This window comes from Peptacetobacter hiranonis (genome assembly GCF_008151785.1).
Taxonomy (GTDB): Bacteria; Bacillota; Clostridia; order Peptostreptococcales; family Peptostreptococcaceae; genus Peptacetobacter; species Peptacetobacter hiranonis.
In genome coordinates this window covers 1,545,305-1,559,344 of the sequence record NZ_CP036523.1, presented here as the reverse complement: position 1 = coordinate 1,559,344, position 14,040 = coordinate 1,545,305, and the positions used below count along the sequence as shown (strand labels likewise).

Below are 14,040 nucleotides of genomic sequence, written 5' to 3'. Positions count from 1 at the left end.
TATCTTTTACAAGGAAAGGAAGAGTGAGGCAGTTGTTCTCACTCTTTTTTATGGAAAAAGAACGAAAAATTACAATTGAATAAGGAGGATAGATAATAATGAAAAAAAGTGAAATAGTGGATAGAGTTGAGAAAATGGTAACTGCTATAACAGACGAAAAAGGCTACGAAACGGTAGATGTTGAGTATGTTAAAGAAGCAGGACAGTTCTATTTAAGAGTAGTTGTTGACAAAGAAGGTGGAATATCTCTTAACGAATGTGAAGAGGTAAGTAGAGAATTAAGTCCAAAACTTGACGAAAATGATTTTATAGAAGAAAATTATTATCTTGAAGTATCTTCTCCTGGAATTGATAGAGCACTAAAAAGAGACAAAGAATTTGTTAAATACAAAGGAAGAGATGTGGAAATAAAGCTTTATAAAGCTATAGATGGTGTTAAACAGTTCGAAGGAGAACTAGTAGGTTTAGATGAAGAAAATAATATAGTTGTTATCATAAATAATGAAGAAATGAAATTCAATAGAAAGGACGTTGCAATAATAAGATTAGCTATAAAATTCTAATCTTAGATGCACAAGGAGGAAAAATGAATCAGGAATTTTTAAACGCATTAAACGAGATAGTAGAAACTAAAGGCATAGACAAAGAAGTACTTATAGATACTATCGAACAGGCTCTTTTAACAGCTTATAAGAAAAACTTTGGACAGGCGCGGAATGTTGAAGTAGAATTTGACAGAGATAATGGAGATATAAAAGTATACTCTACTAGAACTGTAGTTGATGAATCTGACTACTATGACAGTTTCTTAGAAATAGAACTTTCAGAAGCTAGAAAAATAAGCCCAAGCTACGAAATAGGAGATGTTATAAGAAATGAAGTAACTCCAAGTAACTTTGGTAGAATAGCAGCTCAGACAGCTAAACAGGTTGTTGTTCAGAGATTAAGAGAAGCAGAAAGAGAAATAGTTTACAACGAATTTATGGAAAGAGAAAGTGAAATAGTTGATGGTGAAATAACTAGAGCTACTCCAAGCGTTGTATACGTAGACCTTGGTAAAATAGAAGGTGTTATGCCACGGAGCGAAAAAATAGACAACGAAACATACAAAGAAGGACAGAGAATAAAAGTTTACGTTGTGGAAGTTAAAAAAGGAAGCAAAGGACCTCAAATAATAGTATCAAGAAGCAATAAAGGTCTTGTTGGAAGATTATTCGAGCTTGAAGTTCCAGAAATAGAACAGGGAATAGTTCAGATAAAATCTATAGCTAGAGAAGCTGGTTCAAGAACTAAAATGGCTGTTAAATCATTAGATGATAAAATAGATCCAATAGGAGCTTGTGTAGGACCTAAAGGATCAAGAGTTAAAAATATAGTAGATGAACTTGGCGATGAAAAAATAGATATAATAAAATACAGCGATGATTTTGCTGAATATATATCTGCATCACTAAGCCCATCAAAAGTTGTTAAAGTAGAAGTTAATGAAGAAGAAAAATCTGCATTAGTAGTTGTACCAGATTACCAGCTTTCATTAGCAATAGGTAAAGATGGACAGAATGCTAGATTAGCAGCTAAACTTACTGGATGGAAAATAGATATAAAAAGCGAATCTCAGTATGAAGAAGATTTAGCAAATGGTGTATACGATAAAAAAGAAGAAAGCGAATTAGAATTCAATGATGAATTTGCAGATTTCTCAGATGAAGATTTATTCGCAGATGATATAGAAGAAAAAGAAGAAACTGTAGAAGAATAGATGAGTTAGGAGGGATTGTTTTGCAGAAAGTAAAAAAAGTACCTCAGAGAAAATGTATAGCTTGTCAGGAAAGAGATTCTAAAAAAGGTCTTATAAGAATAGTTAAAAATAAAGAAGGCGAAATATTTTTAGATCCAACAGGTAAGGCAAATGGTAGAGGAGCTTATATTTGCAAAAGTGCCGAGTGCCTTAAAAAAGCTATAAAAAGTAAAGCGCTAAATAAAGCTTTTAAAATGGAAGTACCACAAGAAGTATATGAAAGATTACTTACGGAGTTAGAAGATTATGAATAATATGTCTAAAAAAAGAGTAATGTCACTATTAGGTCTAGCTACTAGAGCTAGAAAGGTTGTATCAGGAGATGATACGACTCTTCAAGATTTAAAAAAAGGAAAAGTAGATTTAGTTATTGTTGCTACTGATGCATCAGACAATACTAAAAAGCTTTTTAGAGATAAATCATCTTTTAGAAATATTAAGATGGTTGAATACGGAACAAAGGAAGAAATTGGAAGCGCAATAGGTAAAGATTTTCGTGCTGTTATAGGTATAGAGGATAAAGGTTTTGCGAAGAAGATAGTAGAATTGATAGAAGAAATTTAATATAGGGGGTGGTCTTGTGTCAACAAGAGTAGACCAGTTAGCAAAGGAATTAAAAATATCGAATGAGGAGCTTATAAATAAATTAAAAGCTTTCGATATAGAAGTAACAAGTGAAGAAGATGTTCTTGAAGGAGAAGAGTTTGAACTTGCTTACGAAATGATAAAAGAAGAAGTAATAGCTGAAAGAGGAAATGTAATATCTCTTAGCGGAAAAATAACTGTACAGGATTTAGCTAATGAAATGGGTAAAACTGTATCAGAAGTAATAAAAGAGCTTATGATGATGGGTACAATGGCAACAATAAACCAGGAAATAAGCTTCGAAATAGCATCATTAGTTGCTACTAAATTCGGATTTGAATTAACTACAGCAGATGATAGTGAAACAGAAGATGAAATAGAAAAATTAATGGAAATAGAAGAAGATAAAGAGGAAGATTTAAAACCTAGACCACCAGTTGTAACAGTTATGGGACACGTTGACCACGGTAAAACTTCTTTACTAGATGCAATAAGAAAAACAAACGTAACAAAAGGTGAAGCCGGTGGTATAACTCAGCACATAGGGGCTTCAGAAGTTAAAATAAACGGACAGAAAATAGTATTCTTAGATACACCAGGGCACGAAGCTTTCACATCAATGAGAGCAAGAGGTGCTCAGGTTACAGATATAGCTATACTAGTTGTTGCAGCAGATGACGGTATAATGCCTCAGACAGTAGAAGCAATAAACCATGCTAAAGCAGCAGAAGTTCCACTAATAGTTGCTATAAACAAAATAGATAAAGACGGAGCAAACCCAGATAGAGTTAAACAGGAATTATCTGAACATGGACTTCTTGTTGAAGACTGGGGTGGAGATGTTATAGCAGTTCCAGTTTCAGCTAAGAAAAATATAGGAATAGACCACTTACTAGAAATGGTTCTATTAGTTGCAGAAATGGAAGAATTAAAAGCTAACCCAGATAAGAGAGCTGTTGGTACAGTAATAGAAGCACAGCTTGATAAAGGTAGAGGACCAGTTGCTACAGTACTTGTTCAGGGTGGTACTCTAAGAGTTGGAGATCCAATAGTAGCAGGTGTTGCAAGTGGTAAAGTTAGAGCAATGATAAACTCAAAAGGTAAGAGAGTTAAAGTTGCTGGACCATCTACTGCAGTTGAAATACTTGGACTTTCTGATGTTCCACAGGGTGGAGACCAGTTCGTTGAGGTTCCAAGTGATAAAGTTGCTAGAAGTATAGCAGAAAAAAGACAGCAGCAGCAGAGAGAAGAAATGTTAAAATCAAGCCAGAGATTATCTCTTGATGATTTATTCAACCAGATGAATGATGGATTAAAAGAATTAAATATAGTTATAAAAGCAGACGTTCAGGGTTCTGTTCAGGCAGTTAAACAGTCATTAGAAAGATTATCTAATGATGAAGTACAGGTTAAAGCTATACACGGTGGTGTTGGTGCAATAACTGAAACAGACGTACTTCTTGCAGCTGCATCTAATGCAATAATAATAGGATTCAACGTTAGACCAGTATCTGGTGCTGAATCACTAGCTGAAAAAGAAAACGTAGATATGAGAACATACACAATAATATACAAAGCTATAGAAGATATACAGGCTGCTATGTGTGGTATGCTTGATCCAGATATAGTTGATGAAGACACAGGTAAAGCAGAAATAAGAGAAACTTATAGAATATCTGGTGTTGGTACAGTTGCTGGATGTTACGTAACAAACGGTAAAATATACAGAAACTGTAAAGCTAGAATAGTAAGAGACGGTATAATAGTTCATGAATGTGAATTAGCTGCTCTTAGAAGATTCAAAGACGATGTTAAAGAAGTTGCAGAAGGATATGAATGTGGTATGAGCTTCGTAAACTATAACGACATAAAAGAAGGAGATATAGTAGAAGCATACATAACTAAAGAGGTTGAAAGAACATTATAATAGATAATAAGATGTTTCTCTTAATTTTTAGGAGATTAAACATATTTAAGTCGGCTGCTAATTTAAAAATTATAAAAGGAAAGAGGTCGAAGATATGACATCATATAATAGAACAAGAAGAATATCAGAAGAAATAAAAAAAATAATAGGGCAGATGTTAATAAACGGAATAAAAGACCCTAGAATAACATCTATGATAAGTGTTACAGATGTAGATGTTACTAATGACTTAAGATATGCGTTTGTATATGTTAGTTTATTAGGTGGAAATGAAGAAGAATCTCTTGCTGGATTAAAAAGTGCAGCAGGCTATATAAGAAGAGAAGTTGGTAAAAAAGTAAAACTTAGATACATACCTGAAATAATGTTTAAAGTAGATGACTCTATAGAAAGAGGTATGTATATGGATAGTCTGATTAAAAAAGTTCAGGAACACGATATGGAAAACAGCAAAGAGGTAGAAGAAGATGAAGAGTAAATTTATCCCACAGATGGACAGTGTAATAAAATGTATCGAGGACAATGATGTTTTCGTCGTTACTTCACATGTCAGTCCTGATGGAGATAATATAGGTTCTACTCTTGGAATGCATAGATTTTTAGAAAAAATAGGTAAGAAGGTATATCATGTACTAGATGATGATATTCCTTCTAATCTAGTATTTCTTTCTAAGGAAGTAGAAAAAATAACTTCTACTATAAATGAAGAAAATTATGTAATGTTAGCTCTTGACTGTGGAGACGAGAAGAGAATTTGTACAAGTGACGATGTTAAGAGAAATGCTAGTGTTAGAGTTTGTATAGACCACCATGCTAGCAATGATGCAAGTTTCTGTGAGATAAACTATATAGATAGTAAAGCATCATCTACATGTGAGCTTGTATATAATATAATAAGAAGATATGGAGATTTAAAATCAGAGGACTATATAGATGAGGTAATTGCTTCAAGATTATATACTGGGTTATCAACAGATACAGGAAACTTCCAGTACTCATCTACAGCACCATCTAGCTTTGAAATGGCTAAGGTATTATTAGAGCATGGCGCTGAAAGAGATATGATTATACAGAAATTATATCAGAGTAATTCTCCAAACTATTATAGATTATTAGGTGATGCGCTTAATACTTTAAGTATAGCCGAAGCACCTAATGGACAGTTAGTAGCTTCTATATGTGTTTCTATAGATATGATGAAAAAACATTCTATAGGTTACAATGATATAGACGGAATTACAACATACACTAGAGATATAGAAAATGTAGAAGTAGGAATATTCCTAAAAGAAAAAAGAAAGGGCGAAATAAAAATAAGCCTACGCTCAAAAAATGATATAGATGTAAGTAAAATTGCTATGCAATTTAACGGTGGTGGGCATGTTAGAGCCGCTGGATGCACAATCAATGATACAATTGAAAATGCAGAAAAAATTATAAAAGAGCGGGTTTTAAGGGCTTTTTAGGATTAACTATATGGATAAGATAATAAGTATTTTAAAACCTACTGGAATGACATCAAATGATGTTGTTGGAAAAGCTAGAAAAATTTTAAAGATAAAAAAAATAGGACACACTGGAACACTAGATCCAGATGCTGCTGGAGTACTTCCTATTTGTATAGGGAGAGCTACAAAGGTAAGCGAGCTTATTTTAAATAAAGAAAAATCGTATTTATGTGAATTAACTCTTGGAGCATCTACAGATACTTATGATTCATCAGGAGAAATATTATTCAAAGCACCAGATGATTTTGAATATGCAGAAGATGCAATAAGAAAGGCATTTGAATCTCAGATGGGTGATATCGAGCAGTATCCACCTAAGTATTCTGCTTTAAAGGTGAATGGCAAAAGAATGTGCGATTTAGTTAGAAGTGGAAGAGAAGATGAGATAGTCCTAAAACCTAGAAAAGTTACTATAAAAAATCTAGAAATACTTAGCATAGATAATAATAAAGTTAGATTCTATGTTGAATGTTCAAAGGGGACATATATAAGAAGTATATGCTATGATGTTGGTGAAATTTTAGGATGTGGAGGACATATGTCTTTCCTACTTAGAACTTCTTCAGGCAAGTTTAATCTAGAAAATTCTATAACATTAGATGAGTTAGAAAAATTTGTTGAAGAGGGAACTGTTGAGGAACACGCATTTGATATAGACTACACTTTGGATTCATATCCAAAGATAGTTCTTAGAGATAATGCTGTTAAGTACTATTCAAACGGTGGAATAATAGAGTCTTATAGATTTGATGAAAAAAACTATACAGATAAAGATGAGTATGTAAGAGTTTATAGCCATGAAAGATTTATCGGAGTTGGAAGATTAATAAGAGAAAATGGAAAAATCAGTGTGAAGAGTGACAAAATCTTTGTATAATATATGATTTTGTATGTTTATATGATATAAAAATAAATTCTATTAAAACTACCGGAGTATTAATATGAAAGTTATTAAAGCTATAAAAGATATAGATATTGAATTTGATACAGTTGTTACAATAGGAAACTTTGATGGTGTGCATAAGGGTCATCAGGTACTTATTGAAAAAACTGCGGCTTATGCTAAAGCGAGAGGTATTAAAAGTGCTGTTTTTACCTTTTTAAATCATCCAATAAATTACTTTGTTCCAGAAAAAGTTAAGAATATATTTGATGAAAAAGAAAAAGAAAGACTGATAGAGAGCTTTGGGATAGATTATCTTATAGATATACCATTTGATAAGGCTATGACTCAAATATCAGCAGAGCAATTTATTGTAAAGATATTAAAAGATAAAATTCATGCTAAAAAGATAGTTGTAGGTCATGATTTTACATTTGCTAGAAATAAAGAGGGAAATGCAGATGTATTGAGAGATATGGGACATGAATACGGCATAGAGGTTGAAATAGTTCAGCCTATAAAAATAAATGGAATAAGAGTAAGTAGTACATTTATAAGAGAATTAATCTCTGAAGGTCGTGTTGATGAGATACCTCAGTACCTGGGAACTCATTATGTAATTGAAGGCGAGATAATTCATGGAAAAGCAAATGGAAGAAAGATGGGATATCCAACGGCTAATATAAGTTTAAAGGATCAAATTATAAATCCTAAGAACGGAATTTATGCTTCAAGAGTGATTATAGATGGAAAGAAATATTTTGGAGCTACTAATGTTGGTATGAATCCAACAGTTAATGGAAAGTATCTTTCAATAGAAACAAATATATTAGATTTTAATGAAGATATATATGGAAAAAGAGTTAGAATTGAGTTTTTAGAAAAAATTAGAGATGAGAAAAAATTTGAATCGCTTGATGAGCTAAGAAAGCAGTTAGATTTAGATACTGGATTTGTAAGACAAAAGTATATGTCAAATGAAAAAATAAATGACTAAAAAATATTTGCAAATACTTTTAAGATATGTTAATATAATTAAGGTGATTAACCCACACTCAGCAGTTGAACACTCCGATCACTGCCTAGTGAAGGGCGATTAAAAATAAATACATGGAGGAAAAACAAATGTTAGCAAACAAAGCAGAAATAATCAAAGAATTCGGAAGAAAAGAAGGAGATACTGGTTCTCCAGAAGTACAGATAGCTATATTAACAGCTAGAATAAACGAATTAAACGAACACTTAAAAGTTCACAAAAAAGACCATCACTCAAGAAGAGGTCTATTAAAAATGGTTGGTAAAAGAAGAAACTTACTTTCTTACTTAAAAGAAAACGACCTAGAAGGATACAGAGCTTTAATAGCAAAATTAGGTTTAAGAAAATAATTTTATTTATCAGTAAAAAGCAGGTATATAATTACCTGCTTTTTTCAAATAGAAATATAATAGCAGTGTAAATATATTTGATTTTACTCTGTTTTAAAATTCAATAACAGCACAAGGAGGTATAATATGAATATTCAGCTATTATGCGACAGTTTATGCGATATACCGGATGAGATAGCAGCTAAACCTTATTTAGAGGTTATCCCATTAACAGTAATGTTCGATAATGAGGAATTTAGAGAGGGAATCGACATAAGTAAAGAGGAGTTTTACAAAAGGGTAAAATCTACTGGAGAAATACCTAAAACTTCTCAAGCGACATATATAGAGTTTAGAGAAGCATTTGATAAGTATACTTCTGAGGGTAAAAAAATTATATGTATAACAGGCTCTTCAAAATCATCCGGAACCTATCAGAGTGCCACACTTGCAAAAGAAGATTGCGAAAATGGAGAAATATTTGTATTCGATACACTAAACCTTTCTCTGGGAAGTGGACAGTATGTTATAAAAGCATGTGAATTGATAGATGAAGGGAAAAATTATGAAGAAGTGCTAGAGGAATTAGATAATATTAGGGAAAGTGTGCATTTATTATTTGTACCATCTACTCTTACTTATTTAAAGAAAAGTGGTAGAGTCCCAAGCGCTACAGCAACAATAGGAAATCTTCTTCATGTTCAGCCATTATTCTACGTTGAAAATGGGGATATAAAAATGTTAGAAAAGATAAGAGGGGCTAAAAAAGTTCCTCACACAATGGTTGATGTACTGTTAGATATGAACGACGGTAATCTGGAAGATAAAATAGTTACAATAGGATGTGGAGCTAATTACGACGAGATGAAAGGTCTTGAAGAAGAAGTTAGAAAAAGAATAAAAGCGAGAAAAGTAATGTTTACAAGAGGTGGAGTGTGCATATGTTCTCATACTGGACCAGATATAATTGCTTTAAGCAGTTCTCTTTAAACATTAAGGAATGATTAAATATATTGTAGAAGTTTGATATTTTTGATAATATATTAATTGAGACGAGAAAACGGAAGGATTAGGAGGAAAAATAGATTATGGTTGAACATAAGATATATACTACAGAATTTGCTGGTAGAGAGCTTTCTGTAGAAGTAGGAAAAATATGTGAAATGACTAATGGTAACTGTATAGTAAAATACGGTGACAGTGTAGTTATGGTAAACACAACAAAATCAGCAGAACCAAGAGATGGAATAGATTTCTTCCCTCTAAGTGTTGATTACGAAGAAAAATTATATTCAGTAGGTAAAATACCTGGTGGATTCTTAAAAAGAGAAGGAAAACCTTCAGAAAAAGCGATATTAACATCAAGATTAATAGATAGACCAATAAGACCTTTATTCCCGAAAGGATTCAGAAATGATGTTCAGGTTGTTGCAACTGTTCTTTCAGTAGACCAGGATTGTACTCCTGATATAGTAGCTATGATAGGTTCATCAGTTGCATTATCAATATCTGACATACCTTTCAATGGCCCAACAGGTTCAGTTTGCATAGGTTTAGTTGACGGAGAATTCGTTGTTAACCCTAACGCTGAACAGAGAGAAAAAAGTGAAATGCACTTAGTAGTATCTGGAACAAAAGACGCTATAATGATGGTTGAAGCAGGTGCTCAGGAAGTATCTGAAGATACTATGTTAAAAGCTATATTATTCGCACATGAACACATCAAAAAAATAGTTGAGTTTATAGAAGAAATAGTAGCTGGTTCAGGAAAAGAAAAAGAAGAAGTAAAATTATACCATGCTGATGAAGATATAGAAGCTCAGGTAAAAGAATTTGCTTCAGCAAAAATGAGAGAAGCCGTTCAGACTGTTGAAAAAATGGAAAGAATGGAAAATATGGATAAAGTTAAAGAAGAAACTTTTGCTTACTTTGAAGAAAAATTAGAAAACTTTGAAGAAGTAGCTGGAGATATAGAAGAAGTTCTTCAGGCTATAATAAAAGACGAAGTTAGATCTTTAATAACTGATGAAGAAGTAAGACCAGACAACAGAAAATACAATGAAATAAGACCTATATGGTGTGAAACTGGTATGATACCAAGAACTCATGGTTCTGCAATATTCACAAGAGGTCAGACTCAGGTAATGAACATAGCTACATTAGGAGCTTTAGGCGATGTTCAGAAACTTGATGGATTAGATGAAGAAGAAAACAAAAGATATATGCACCACTACAACTTCCCAGCTTACTCAGTAGGTGAAGCTAGACCTTCAAGAGGACCAGGAAGAAGAGAAATAGGACATGGGGCACTTGCTGAAAGAGCATTACTTCCAGTAATACCATCTCAGGAAGATTTCCCTTATGCAATAAGATTAGTATCTGAAGTACTAAGCTCAAATGGATCAACTTCTCAGGCGAGTGTTTGTGCATCTACATTATCATTATTAGATGCTGGTGTTCCAATAAAAGATATGGTAGCTGGTATAGCCATGGGTCTAATAAAACACCACGATAAAGTAGTTGTACTTTCTGATATACAGGGAATGGAAGACCACTTAGGAGATATGGACTTCAAAGTTGCAGGTACTGAACACGGTATAACAGCTATACAGATGGATATAAAAATAGACGGTATAGATGAAGATATACTAAGAAGAGCTCTTGCACAGGCTAGAGAAGGTAGAATGCACATACTTGGAGAAATGAGAAAAGTTATATCTGAACCAAGACCAGAGCTTTCTCCATACGCTCCAAAAATAGAAAGAATGAACATAAATCCAGATAAGATAAAAGATGTAATAGGACCTGGTGGAAAAGTTATAACTAAGATAATAGACGAAACTGGTGTTAAAATAGACATAGAACAGACTGGTGAAGTATTCATAGCTGGTACTGACAAAGCTATGATAGACAGAGCTAAAGAACTTATCGGAAATATAGTTGCTGAAGCAGAAGTTGGTAAAGTATACAGAGGTAAAGTAACTAGAATAATGAACTTCGGTGCTTTCATGGAAATACTTCCAGGTAAAGAAGGACTTCTTCATGTTTCTCAGATATCTAAAGAAAGAGTAAACAATGTAGAAGATGTTCTAAACATAGGCGACGAATTAGAAGTTAAAGTAACTGAAATAGATGAAAAAGGAAGAATAAACCTTTCTAGAAAAGTTCTATTATAATAAATGAATAATCAAGAGATGCCGAAAAATTTTGAGGCATCTCTTTTTTTGTTGTCTAAATAGAAGTGCAGAAAAAATAAAAATAAAGTAACAGTTGTAGTTGTCAAATTCTTTTTCAATTATTAGAAGTTGATAATATATTCTATGTAAATTATAATAGTATAATGGAGTAAAGAATAAATGTTTTTGGAGGAGTTATGTACAAAACGAAAAAATTAAAAAATGGGCTTACAATTATAGCCGAGGAAATTCCTTACTTTAAATCGATATCTATGGGGATATGGTTTAGAGCAGGAATAAAAACAGAAGAAAATTATATAGACGGTGTATCTCACTTTATAGAGCATATGATGTTTAAAGGTACTAAAAATAGAACATCAAAACAGTTGGTTGCAGAAATCGAAAATTTAGGCGGTGTAATTAATGCTTTTACAGGTAGAGAGTGTACTTGTTATTATGTAAGACTCCTTGATGAACATTTGAATATAGGGATAGATATTCTCTCTGATATGATATTAAATTCTAAATTCGATGAAAAAGACATCGAAAGAGAAAAGAGTGTAATAACAGAGGAATTAAAAATGTACGAGGATTCCCCAGAGGATTTAACATATGACATACTACTTGAAAAAGTCTATGATAATAAAGGTATAGGAAAGAACATACTTGGTAGCAAAGAATCTATTAAGAGTATGAATAGAGAAGCTATTTTAGATTACTTTGAAAAATTCTATGTTCCAGAAAATGCAGTTCTTTCAATATGTGGAAATTTTGATTTTGATGAAACTGTTAAGCTTATAGAAGATAAGTTTGCAAATTGGCATGGAGAAAAGCCAAACTATAATCTACAAGATGAGATATTCAATCCTTGTGTTGTTAAGAAGGATAGAGATTATGAGCAGACAAATCTAGCTATTTGTTTTGAGTGCGAAAATATAGGCTCTAGCTCAAACGATGTATATACGATAGATATAATAAACAATGTGTTAGGAGGAAGTTCTACATCTAGATTATTCCAGAGAATTAGAGAAGATGAAGGACTTGTATACTCTATATATTCAGAGCAGGAATTCTATCGGGATAAGGGAGAGCTTGGAATATATGCTAGTATGAGTACAGAAAATCTAGAGGACGTATATAGATTAATAAAAGAAGAGATTGTATCTCTTAATGAAAATGGAATAACTGAGGAAGAATTAAAAAACTCTAAGGAGCAGCTAAAAGGTGAGTTTATGCTGGGGATGGAGAGCACTGAGAGTAGAATGAGTGCTATAGGAAAGTATATGCTTATAACTGGAAAGGTTGAAACCTTAGAAGATGTTATAGAAGGATTAAACTCTATAACTATGGAGGATATAAATAGGGTAATAAAAGATGTACTAGATATAGATAAAATGGGCGTATGTGTTGTTGGAAAAGGCGTAAGTGAAATTGAGTTGTAGAAGCTCATATTTTAGGAGGTTAAGATGAGTATAATAGTTCAGAAATTTGGTGGTACTTCAGTAGCTAATTTTGAAAAAATGGCTGAAGTATGTGAAATAGTTAAAAAAACTAAAGAAATAGGAAATGATGTAGTGATAGTTGTATCTGCAATGGGTAGAAAAGGAGATCCATATGCAACAGATACTCTATTAGGTCTTTTAGAGCAGGTTACAAATAATCCTACTGATAGAGAAAAAGACATGCTTATGTCTTGTGGAGAAATAATATCTTCTACACTTATGGCTAGTATGCTTACTGCTAATGGAGTAGAGGCGGTTGCATTTACAGGTAGCCAGGCAGGTATGATGACAAATGGTGTTTATTCAGATGCAAAGATAAAAGACATAGATCCTAGTAGAATAAAAAGAGAGCTTGAAGATGGTAAAGTCGTAGTTGTAGCGGGATTCCAGGGTGGAGATGATAGAGGAGATATAAACACACTTGGAAGAGGTGGCTCAGATACTTCTGCTGTTGCACTTGGAAAAGCTTTAGGGTGTAAATACGTGGAAATATATACAGACGTAGACGGAATAATGACTGCTGACCCAAGAGTAGAGCCAGATGCAAAAGTACTTGATTACATTGATTACGAAGAAGTATTCCAGATGGCTGATAAAGGAGCTAAGGTAATACATCCAAGAGCTGTTCAGATAGCAAAAGATGGAAATATAACTCTAGCTATAAAAAACACATTAAATCCAAGCTATGAAGGAACAAAAATTTGCTCAGTAAAAAATATAGAAAATGATGGATTTGAATGTTGCTGCAAAGAAGAAAGATTTGCTGTAGCTAATAAAAGAGATATAGTACAAATAAAAATAAAAGACAACGGAACTTTTACAGATATATTATCTGAAATGGAAGAAAAAAATATAAGTATGGATATGATAAACTTCTTTATAGGAGAAAAAGCATTTGTAATAGATGAAAAAGATAAGGACTCACTAGAAAAAATATTAAAAGATAATGGCGTTAATTACGAAATAAAAACAAATTGTGCAAAGGTAACTCTTATAGGATCATCTATGACAGGAATACCTGGAGTAATGTCTAAAGTTGCAAGAGGTCTTAAAGAGGCTGAAATACCTCTATTACAGACATCTGACTCTAGTATGACAATATCTTGCCTAGTTGACGAAAATGATATGGAAAAAGCTGTTCATGCTATACACAGCAAATTCTGTTGTTAGTTTAATATCTAAATTTGTTGAAAATGTCATATATGTGATATAATAATATAATGTTGATTTTGATAATTTACTTTGAAAATGTTAAATATTATAATTTTAGAAAGGAAAAGGAGTGATATTTTTGGC

The 14,040-nt window shown here is 32.5% G+C and carries 14 protein-coding genes; all 14 read left to right on the top strand.

Annotation, left to right across the window (positions count from 1 at the left end):
- The first annotated feature begins 98 nt into the window (after positions 1-98).
- Positions 99-563: a ribosome maturation factor RimP gene (locus KGNDJEFE_RS07350; RefSeq protein ID WP_006440138.1), complete on the top strand. Its 465-nt coding sequence runs from the start codon at positions 99-101 to the stop codon at positions 561-563.
- 23 nt (positions 564-586) lie between these two features.
- Entirely contained in the window at positions 587-1,759 is a 1,173-nt protein-coding gene (gene nusA, locus KGNDJEFE_RS07345) for a transcription termination factor NusA (RefSeq protein ID WP_006440139.1), read from the top strand.
- A 20-nt stretch (positions 1,760-1,779) separates the two neighbouring features.
- Complete coding sequence (gene rnpM, locus KGNDJEFE_RS07340) at positions 1,780-2,052, top strand: RNase P modulator RnpM (RefSeq protein WP_006440140.1); 273 nt, start codon at positions 1,780-1,782, stop codon at positions 2,050-2,052.
- Positions 2,045-2,362, top strand: coding sequence for a L7Ae/L30e/S12e/Gadd45 family ribosomal protein (locus tag KGNDJEFE_RS07335; RefSeq protein WP_006440141.1), 318 nt, complete (start codon positions 2,045-2,047; stop codon positions 2,360-2,362). The genes rnpM and KGNDJEFE_RS07335 overlap by 8 nt, the downstream gene beginning before the upstream one ends.
- Before the next feature lie 16 nt (positions 2,363-2,378).
- Positions 2,379-4,310 (top strand): translation initiation factor IF-2, encoded by a 1,932-nt coding sequence (infB, locus tag KGNDJEFE_RS07330; protein ID WP_006440142.1) that lies wholly within the window; start codon positions 2,379-2,381, stop codon positions 4,308-4,310.
- A 94-nt stretch (positions 4,311-4,404) separates the two neighbouring features.
- Positions 4,405-4,788, top strand: a complete 384-nt coding sequence (gene rbfA / locus KGNDJEFE_RS07325) for a 30S ribosome-binding factor RbfA (protein ID WP_006440143.1) — start codon at positions 4,405-4,407, stop codon at positions 4,786-4,788.
- Positions 4,778-5,776, top strand: a complete 999-nt coding sequence (locus tag KGNDJEFE_RS07320) for a DHH family phosphoesterase (protein WP_148881828.1) — start codon at positions 4,778-4,780, stop codon at positions 5,774-5,776. The genes rbfA and KGNDJEFE_RS07320 overlap by 11 nt, the downstream gene beginning before the upstream one ends.
- Positions 5,777-5,786: 10 nt before the next feature.
- Positions 5,787-6,695, top strand: a complete 909-nt coding sequence (gene truB, locus KGNDJEFE_RS07315) for a tRNA pseudouridine(55) synthase TruB (RefSeq protein WP_006440145.1) — start codon at positions 5,787-5,789, stop codon at positions 6,693-6,695.
- Between the two features lie 64 nt (positions 6,696-6,759).
- Positions 6,760-7,698 carry a bifunctional riboflavin kinase/FAD synthetase gene (locus KGNDJEFE_RS07310; RefSeq protein WP_006440146.1) on the top strand — a complete coding sequence of 313 codons (939 nt, stop codon included), beginning with the start codon at positions 6,760-6,762 and terminating at the stop codon, positions 7,696-7,698.
- A gap of 128 nt (positions 7,699-7,826) precedes the next feature.
- Positions 7,827-8,087 carry a 30S ribosomal protein S15 gene (gene rpsO / locus KGNDJEFE_RS07305; protein WP_040410435.1) on the top strand — a complete coding sequence of 87 codons (261 nt, stop codon included), beginning with the start codon at positions 7,827-7,829 and terminating at the stop codon, positions 8,085-8,087.
- Positions 8,088-8,213: 126 nt separating this feature from the next.
- Positions 8,214-9,056, top strand: a complete 843-nt coding sequence (locus KGNDJEFE_RS07300) for a DegV family protein (protein ID WP_006440148.1) — start codon at positions 8,214-8,216, stop codon at positions 9,054-9,056.
- 98 nt (positions 9,057-9,154) lie between these two features.
- The gene (gene pnp, locus KGNDJEFE_RS07295) at positions 9,155-11,242 is read left to right on the top strand and encodes a polyribonucleotide nucleotidyltransferase (protein WP_006440149.1); all 2,088 of its coding nucleotides are present in this window, start codon (positions 9,155-9,157) and stop codon (positions 11,240-11,242) included.
- 197 nt (positions 11,243-11,439) lie between these two features.
- On the top strand, positions 11,440-12,684 hold the full coding sequence (locus tag KGNDJEFE_RS07290) for a M16 family metallopeptidase (RefSeq protein ID WP_006440150.1): 1,245 nt from the start codon (positions 11,440-11,442) through the stop codon (positions 12,682-12,684).
- A 24-nt stretch (positions 12,685-12,708) separates the two neighbouring features.
- Positions 12,709-13,914: an aspartate kinase gene (dapG, locus tag KGNDJEFE_RS07285; RefSeq protein WP_006440151.1), complete on the top strand. Its 1,206-nt coding sequence runs from the start codon at positions 12,709-12,711 to the stop codon at positions 13,912-13,914.
- Positions 13,915-14,040: the final 126 nt, after the last annotated feature.

What these genes read in the sequence shown, in the direction of transcription:
- dapG (WP_006440151.1), top strand. Translation starts at nt 12,709, where the DNA reads ATGAGTATAATAGTTCAGAAATTTGGTGGTACTTCAGTAGCTAATTTT.
- KGNDJEFE_RS07320 (WP_148881828.1), top strand. Translation starts at nt 4,778, where the DNA reads ATGAAGAGTAAATTTATCCCACAGATGGACAGTGTAATAAAATGTATC.
- rpsO (WP_040410435.1), top strand. Translation starts at nt 7,827, where the DNA reads ATGTTAGCAAACAAAGCAGAAATAATCAAAGAATTCGGAAGAAAAGAA.
- pnp (WP_006440149.1), top strand. Translation starts at nt 9,155, where the DNA reads ATGGTTGAACATAAGATATATACTACAGAATTTGCTGGTAGAGAGCTT.
- rbfA (WP_006440143.1), top strand. Translation starts at nt 4,405, where the DNA reads ATGACATCATATAATAGAACAAGAAGAATATCAGAAGAAATAAAAAAA.
- nusA (WP_006440139.1), top strand. Translation starts at nt 587, where the DNA reads ATGAATCAGGAATTTTTAAACGCATTAAACGAGATAGTAGAAACTAAA.
- truB (WP_006440145.1), top strand. Translation starts at nt 5,787, where the DNA reads ATGGATAAGATAATAAGTATTTTAAAACCTACTGGAATGACATCAAAT.
- KGNDJEFE_RS07300 (WP_006440148.1), top strand. Translation starts at nt 8,214, where the DNA reads ATGAATATTCAGCTATTATGCGACAGTTTATGCGATATACCGGATGAG.
- KGNDJEFE_RS07310 (WP_006440146.1), top strand. Translation starts at nt 6,760, where the DNA reads ATGAAAGTTATTAAAGCTATAAAAGATATAGATATTGAATTTGATACA.
- KGNDJEFE_RS07335 (WP_006440141.1), top strand. Translation starts at nt 2,045, where the DNA reads ATGAATAATATGTCTAAAAAAAGAGTAATGTCACTATTAGGTCTAGCT.
- KGNDJEFE_RS07290 (WP_006440150.1), top strand. Translation starts at nt 11,440, where the DNA reads ATGTACAAAACGAAAAAATTAAAAAATGGGCTTACAATTATAGCCGAG.
- KGNDJEFE_RS07350 (WP_006440138.1), top strand. Translation starts at nt 99, where the DNA reads ATGAAAAAAAGTGAAATAGTGGATAGAGTTGAGAAAATGGTAACTGCT.